This is a genomic window from Frateuria sp. (assembly GCF_013362045.1).
In the GTDB taxonomy this organism is placed as follows: domain Bacteria; phylum Pseudomonadota; class Gammaproteobacteria; order Xanthomonadales; family Rhodanobacteraceae; genus Frateuria_A.
Window position 1 is genome coordinate 1 of sequence record NZ_JABFWW010000252.1, and the last position, 4,585, is coordinate 4,585.

The 4,585-nt window shown below is 66.4% G+C and carries 5 protein-coding genes and 3 tRNA genes; 6 read left to right on the forward strand and 2 right to left on the reverse strand.

Going from position 1 to position 4,585, the window contains the following annotated elements:
- Positions 1-483 (forward strand): peptidoglycan DD-metalloendopeptidase family protein (locus HOQ08_RS11960; protein ID WP_291195031.1); only part of this gene is annotated, 483 nt, incomplete at its 5' end.
- A gap of 18 nt (positions 484-501) precedes the next feature.
- On the opposite strand, the gene HOQ08_RS11965 is transcribed toward HOQ08_RS11960, so the two are convergent.
- Positions 502-894, reverse strand: coding sequence for an Mth938-like domain-containing protein (locus HOQ08_RS11965; protein WP_291195034.1), 393 nt, complete (start codon positions 892-894; stop codon positions 502-504).
- On the reverse strand, positions 894-1,190 hold the full coding sequence (gene yhbY / locus HOQ08_RS11970; RefSeq protein ID WP_291195037.1) for a ribosome assembly RNA-binding protein YhbY: 297 nt from the start codon (positions 1,188-1,190) through the stop codon (positions 894-896). Before yhbY ends, HOQ08_RS11965 begins: the two co-directional genes overlap by 1 nt.
- A gap of 82 nt (positions 1,191-1,272) precedes the next feature.
- On the opposite strand from yhbY, the gene rlmE reads away from it, so the two are divergent.
- The 5 genes from rlmE (at position 1,273) to HOQ08_RS11995 (ending at position 4,517) form a co-directional block, all read left to right on the forward strand.
- The gene (rlmE, locus tag HOQ08_RS11975) at positions 1,273-1,923 is read left to right on the forward strand and encodes a 23S rRNA (uridine(2552)-2'-O)-methyltransferase RlmE (protein WP_291195040.1); all 651 of its coding nucleotides are present in this window, start codon (positions 1,273-1,275) and stop codon (positions 1,921-1,923) included.
- Positions 1,920-3,863, forward strand: a complete 1,944-nt coding sequence (ftsH, locus tag HOQ08_RS11980) for an ATP-dependent zinc metalloprotease FtsH (protein WP_291195043.1) — start codon at positions 1,920-1,922, stop codon at positions 3,861-3,863. Before rlmE ends, ftsH begins: the two co-directional genes overlap by 4 nt.
- Before the next feature lie 232 nt (positions 3,864-4,095).
- A tRNA-Arg gene (locus HOQ08_RS11985) sits at positions 4,096-4,172 on the forward strand.
- A 168-nt stretch (positions 4,173-4,340) separates the two neighbouring features.
- A tRNA-Pro gene (locus tag HOQ08_RS11990) sits at positions 4,341-4,417 on the forward strand.
- Positions 4,418-4,440: 23 nt separating this feature from the next.
- Positions 4,441-4,517, forward strand: a tRNA-Arg gene (locus HOQ08_RS11995).
- Positions 4,518-4,585: the final 68 nt, after the last annotated feature.

Below are 4,585 nucleotides of genomic sequence, written 5' to 3' on the forward strand. Positions count from 1 at the left end.
AGGCCGTCCAGCGCTACGTCGCCAGCGGTCACGGCGTCCGCGCCTGTCCCGGTGCAGCGGTCAGCGACCGCGGCTGCGGAATCACCGCCCAAGGGCGCGACCCGCAGCACCGGAGGCGTGGTCTGGCGCTGGCCGGCCGATGGCGCGCTGATCAAGCGCTTCCAGAGCGGCGACGCAATCCCGGGCATCGAGCTGGGCGGCAAGTCGGGCGATCCGGTGCGCGCGGCCGCTGACGGCGTGGTGGTCTACAGCGGCAACGGCCTGGTCGGCTATGGCGAGCTGATCATCATCAAGCACAACGACAGCTTCCTGTCGGCCTATGGCCACAACCGCAAGCGCCTGGTGAAGGAAGGCCAGCGGGTGAGCGCGGGCCAGCTGATCGCCGAAATGGGAGCGACCGGGGCCTCGCGCGACGAACTGCAGTTCCAGATCCGGCGCGACGGCAATCCGGTGGATCCGCTGGAGTACCTGCCGGCGCGGTGACGCTTCGAAGCGCGCGCCTCAGGCTGCCGCGTCGTTTCCCGACGGCAGGATGAAGGCGGCCACCACCCGGCGACCCTCGCCGGCAAGCAGGTCGTAGGTGCGCGCCGCGGCAGCGTTGTCCATCACCTCGATGCCGATGCCCCGGCGCAGGAATCCGGCCATGAACGCCGCGGAGGGAAAACGCTGGCGGCTTCCGCTGCCGAGCAGGACCAACTCCGGCTGCAGCGCCCGCACGGCCTCGCCGGCGCTCTCGTCCAGCGTAGCCACCTCCGCGACCGGCCAGTCCTCGACCAGCCGGTCGGGCGCCAGCAGGAAGCTGCTCGACAGTTCGCGGTCGACCACCGTGATCGAGGCCTCACCCACGCGGCGGATGAACAGGTAACCCTCGGGGCGTTCGAGCGAAAGGTCCATCAGCGTGGCAGGGCGAGCTTGGGATCTTCTTCGTTGCGGCGGAACAGCGTGACGGTGTGGCCGATCTGCTGCACGTTCTCGGCGCCGCTGCCCTCGGCGAGGTAGGCGACCTGCGCCAAGCGCTCGTCCTTGTCGCCGCCGGAGAGCTTCACCTTGACCAGTTCGTGGTGGCTGAGCGCCAGGTCCAGTTCCTTGAGCACGGCCGGCGTCGCGCCCTTGGCGCCCAGCAGGATCACCGGATGCAGGTCGTGGGCGAGGCTGCGCAGGTAGCGGCGCTGGGAAGGGGAGATCGGCATGCGCAAAGGGTCCACGATTCGCGGTCAGGAAGCCGTAAAGGGTATCATGCGGGCCGTCCCTCCCTCCGATGGCCGTTGCCGCATGTCCCGCAGCAAGAGCAGTTCCCGCTGGCTTCGGGAGCATTTCGACGACGTCTACGTGAAAAAGGCCCAGGCCGAGGGGTTGCGCTCGCGCGCCGTGTTCAAGCTGGAGGAACTGATCGATCGCGACCGCCTGCTCAAGCCGGGCATGCGCGTGGTCGACCTGGGCGCGGCACCCGGCGGCTGGTCGCAACTGGTGCGCCAGCGGCTGGGCGACAGCGGCACGGTGATCGCGCTGGACATCCTGCCGATGCAGGGCATCGCCGGGGTCGATTTCATCGAGGGCGATTTCCGCGAGGAAGCGGTGCTGCGCCAGCTGGAAGAGCGCCTGGGCGGCCAGAGCGTCGATCTTGTACTGTCGGACATGGCCCCCAATATGAGTGGGGTGGCGCTGGCCGACCAGATCCGTGCGATGGACCTCGCGGAGCTGGCCCTGGATTTTTCCCGGCAGTGGCTCAAGCCGGGCGGCGCGTTCCTGATCAAGCTGTTCCAGGGTGCGGGCTTCGACGATTACCTGCGCAACTTGCGCGCGCAGTTCGCGCGCGTAACCATGCGTAAACCCAAGGCCTCGCGCGCGCGTTCGCGGGAGGTGTATGCGCTCGCCACGGGCCGGAAACCCGGCGGCGGGCAAACGGACGAGAACCGCGCATGAACGAAATGGCGAAAAACCTGTTGTTGTGGCTGATCATCGCGGTGGTCCTGCTGACGGTGTTCCAGAGCTTCAACCCGCACGGCGGTTCCTCCTCCGATCTGCCTTATTCGAGCTTCGTGCAGAGCGTGGACAGCGGCAACGTCGCCAGCGCCACGATCAGCGCGGACAATCCCGCCACCATCAGCGGCAAGCTGAAGGACGGCAGCGCCTTCCGCACGGTGGCGCCGGTGCTGGGCTTCTCCACCAACGGCATCGTCAAGCAGATGCAGGACAAGAACGTGGTGGTGACCCAGGAGCCGTCCAACAACGGCTTCTCGCTGCTGGGCCTGCTGGTCAACTGGCTGCCGATCATCCTGATCGTGGGCGTGTTCATCTGGTTCATGCGCCAGATGCAGGCCGGCGCCGGCGGACGCGGGGCGATGAGTTTCGGCCGTTCGCGCGCCAAGCTGCAGGGCGAGGACCAGGTCAAGGTCAACTTCAGCGATGTCGCCGGCTGCGACGAGGCCAAGGAGGAAGTCGGCGAGCTGGTCGAGTTCCTGCGCGACCCGGGCAAGTTCCAGAAGCTGGGCGGCAAGATCCCTCGCGGCGTGCTGATGGTCGGCCCGCCGGGCACCGGCAAGACCCTGCTGGCCAAGGCCATCGCGGGCGAGGCCAAGGTGCCGTTCTTCTCGATCTCCGGCTCCGATTTCGTGGAAATGTTCGTGGGCGTGGGCGCCAGCCGCGTGCGCGACATGTTCGAGCAGGCCAAGAAGCACGCGCCGTGCATCATCTTCATCGACGAGATCGACGCGGTCGGCCGCCATCGCGGCGCCGGTCTGGGCGGCGGCCACGACGAGCGCGAGCAGACGCTCAACCAGCTGCTCGTCGAGATGGACGGCTTCGAGGGTACCGAAGGCATCATCGTGATCGCCGCGACGAACCGTCCCGACGTGCTCGACCCCGCGCTGCTGCGTCCGGGCCGTTTCGACCGCCAGGTGGTGGTCGGCCTGCCGGACGTGAAGGGCAGGGAGCAGATCCTCAAGGTGCACCTGCGCAAGGTGCCGACCGCCAGCGACGTCAATTCCAGGGTGATCGCGCGCGGCACGCCCGGCTTCTCCGGCGCTGACCTCGCCAACCTGGTCAATGAGGCGGCGCTATTCGCCGCGCGCGAGAATGCGCGCGAGGTTCGCATGAGCCACCTCGACAAGGCGCGCGACAAGATCCTGATGGGCACCGAGCGCCGCTCGATGGCGATGAGCGAGGACGAGAAGCGGCTGACCGCCTACCACGAGGCCGGCCACGCGATCATCGGCCGCCTGGTGCCGGAGCACGACCCGGTCTACAAGGTCACCATCATTCCGCGCGGCCGGGCACTGGGCGTGACCATGTACCTGCCCGAGGCCGACAAGTACTCGATCAACCGCGTGGCCATCCAGTCGCAACTGTGTTCGCTGTATGGCGGGCGCGTGGCCGAGGAGCTCATCTTCGGCGCGGACAAGGTCACCACGGGTGCCTCCAACGACATCGAACGCGCAACCAAGATGGCGCGCAACATGGTCACCAAGTGGGGGCTGTCCGACGAGCTCGGCCCCGTCACCTATGGCGAGGACGAGGATGAGGTGTTCCTGGGCCGCTCGGTGACCCAGCACAAGAACGTCTCCAACGAGACCGCGCGGCGCATCGACGAGGTGGTGCGCGATATCCTCGACCGCGCCTACGCGCGCAGCAAGCAGCTGTTGACCGACAACCTGGACAAGCTGCACGTGATGGCCGACGCGTTGCTGCAGTACGAAACGATCGACGCGCGTCAGATCGACGACATCATGGCCGGACGCCAGCCGGGCGAACCGGCGGACTGGTCCAAGCCTGCATCCGGAGGCTCTGTTCCACCGAACCTGCCGCCGCGGGGCGATGCCGGCCCGACCAAGCTCGGTGACCCGGCCGCCCAGCCGCATGGGTGAGGCTGCCCTTTCCCTTACAGGCGAGCGGGGGCGGTAGCCGACGCGCGGCGGCCACTTCGTTTGGACGTCCAAATGAACCGACCCTGCCTGGATGAAGCGCCCCCAGGAACTCCAAAAGCGAAGATTTTTTGAAAAAGGTGTTGACGCCATCGCGTCCGATCGGAATAATTCCGCTTCTTGCTTCGGCACCCACCGCTACGGCGGCGGTATCATGGCAAAGCAGTTTCAACGCGCGCCCGTAGCTCAGTTGGATAGAGTACCAGGCTACGAACTTGGTGGTCGGGAGTTCGAATCTCTCCGGGCGCGCCATTTACATCGCAAGGCATGATGTTCGCACCATGACTTGTCTGTCGGCGCCAATGGCGCTGGCGGGGCCGGAAAGGATCTCCGGTGCGCTGGATACGGATTGACGAGGTGAAGCGTCGCCCGTAGCATTCGAGGGCTTCGGTACGCGATAAGCGTCCTACAGGTTCGCTACGGGGTATAGCTCAGTCTGGTAGAGCGCCAGCTTTGGGAGCTGGATGTCGGGGGTTCGAATCCCTCTGCCCCGACCAACAGGCGTTATGCTTTGAGACACGCGCCTGTAGCTCAACCGGATAGAGCATCGGCCTTCTAAGCCGACGGTTGCAGGTTCGATTCCTGTCGGGCGCGCCAGCTTCACTAGAGTTTTATGGTGGGCGGAGCTCAGCTGGTTAGAGTACCGGATTGTGATTCCGGTTGTC

What these genes read in the sequence shown, in the direction of transcription:
- HOQ08_RS11965 (WP_291195034.1), bottom strand. Translation starts at nt 894, where the DNA reads ATGGACCTTTCGCTCGAACGCCCCGAGGGTTACCTGTTCATCCGCCGC.
- yhbY (WP_291195037.1), bottom strand. Translation starts at nt 1,190, where the DNA reads ATGCCGATCTCCCCTTCCCAGCGCCGCTACCTGCGCAGCCTCGCCCAC.
- rlmE (WP_291195040.1), top strand. Translation starts at nt 1,273, where the DNA reads ATGTCCCGCAGCAAGAGCAGTTCCCGCTGGCTTCGGGAGCATTTCGAC.
- ftsH (WP_291195043.1), top strand. Translation starts at nt 1,920, where the DNA reads ATGAACGAAATGGCGAAAAACCTGTTGTTGTGGCTGATCATCGCGGTG.